1 protein-coding gene and 1 pseudogene are annotated in these 2,028 nt (G+C 34.0%); both read right to left on the bottom strand.

What is annotated here, in order from left to right:
• Positions 1–1,189 (bottom strand): hypothetical protein (locus tag ASV53_RS23755; RefSeq protein ID WP_141226316.1); only part of this gene is annotated, 1,189 nt, incomplete at its 3' end.
• 12 nt (positions 1,190–1,201) lie between these two features.
• Positions 1,202–2,028 (bottom strand): annotated as a pseudogene (locus ASV53_RS23760) (hypothetical protein); the annotation flags it as partial.

Consider the following 2,028-nt stretch of genomic DNA (forward strand, 5'->3'; position numbering starts at 1 on the left):
TATCTATATAGCTTAAATTAATGAGTGAATTGATCGCCATCTCAACCGTTGAATTTGATGTTCTGCTGACAGGGAAGCCGAAATGTGTTTTATCAATATCAGTTGTGACTAGTATCTCTCCTTTTTCCTTAGATAAGGTCACGCCTTTCATATTTACAAATTCATGTGCTCTATATCCTGTAAGGATAGCTATAATAGACAAGGAACACTCTGCCATCTTAAATACCAAATCACTCAGCTTACCTGATGTGATTTCTAAGTCTCTAATTTCAGATAAAAATGTGGTAATTGTATATTTGTCACGTTCATCTGGTAACAATTCATTAGTTTTATCCATCCATATTTGAAGTTGGCTAGAGGCTTTGTATGCAGATATTTTGTATTTAGCGTAATGTCTAGGCCTAAGGTCTTTTCCGTTAGCTATTATATCGGTAAGTTCATTTACATCAATCGTTATATTATCAATTGCTACCTTCATGTAATCCTGTAAGTAGCTCTTGTTCATAAGCCAGTTTTGGCCTAGTTCATTTGATAATGAGAAATATGCTGATAATATGCAATGTAAATTACTTTCCAACTCTTGTATTGAATAAGCTAACATATACATGGAAGTAGTAAATGTCACTTTTTGATAACTACCACCATATAACCACTTTAAAGGATCTTCATCAGGATAGTGCTTTTCGTATGTCTCTTTCGCAAAGACAGTTAAGTCTGGCAATGGAAGTTTAATAGGTGTAAACCAGTTTAAATCCCCCATTGCGCAGAAATCAGCAATTTTTGAGAAAGTAATATTTATAATATGTATAGTAGCTTTTGAATACCCCCCTTCTACAATGCAATACTCAATGAAGTCGAGATATAATTTTTTATTAAACTCATCAATAAAATGGACTACCTTTCTTTGTTTAAGAAAATCAACAAACTTTAGAAGATACCTAATTTCAGATTGAATTGAAGTGTTTCGTTCAGGTGAAAGCGAATTGTTTTCTCCATATCCACCACAAATTTCAACAATTGCGTGTCGAATGTATATCTTTGATTCAACTGACAAGTTTGTATCACTAAAGCTAAAATCATATTTACTGCCAAATATAGTAAACTCATCATCAAACAGTCGATTGATTTTATCAGTAGATTCTTGCTGCTCTATTATTTTATTTGTTGCTGAGTGAAGTTTAATTGGCATAATGCTATCTTCCTATACTAAGGGGTCACATGGCGGTAGGTCATAATTTGTAATTATCTTATCGGCCTCAACATGCTCTATTTCATCAAATTTATCAATCATGTTGGCTAGAACGATTCGCAAGCCTTCGATTTCTGCAACTTTATCCGAGGTTAGTGTTGTCATATCTTGTTGGTCAAAAATCAAGGATTTGATATTGTTATCTATCTGATTCACCTTCATTTTCAAAAAAGCTAAGACAAGAGGGTGTCGGATAATTAGAATGTCCTCATCATCTTCTATTCCCAAATAATCATTGATATCCTTATTGGTGAGGTTAATGAATTCTGCGAACGCCTCCTCATTACAGCTATCTGATGGCATGTCTATACCAAGTAATGTTTCAGCTTCACTAAGAGTAATGCTTTTCATAACCTTGCTAAGCCTTAAAGCATCTTCTGTCATAGCGTCAGCAACCTGTCGGCCCGCAGATTGATCTGACTCAAGCATGATTGGGCTTCGGCTTCTTCCCTCATAGGTATCAATATCAACACGACGTGTGTGAGCACGTTGTGTTGATTCAATCTCTTCATCTACTTCATTTTCATAGTTATCTATATTTTTATTATGATGAGTGACCTTATATTCATACTGAGTAACTTTTTCTGATTGAGCTATATTTGTCCAAAATATTCTTGGTTTTGAATGCTGTTGAATTATGTCTAAAAATAAATGACAATCTTCAGGTACTTCGCTTGGAAAGTTTTTATAAAGAACAGGCAGGAAACCTAGATTTCCAAATACAGCAAAAGTTTTTTTCATTGCAATTCGTAATGGAATACTTAGTTCAAAACCATTAT

This window comes from Photobacterium sanguinicancri (assembly GCF_002265265.1).
Lineage (GTDB): Bacteria > Pseudomonadota > Gammaproteobacteria > Enterobacterales > Vibrionaceae > Photobacterium > Photobacterium sanguinicancri.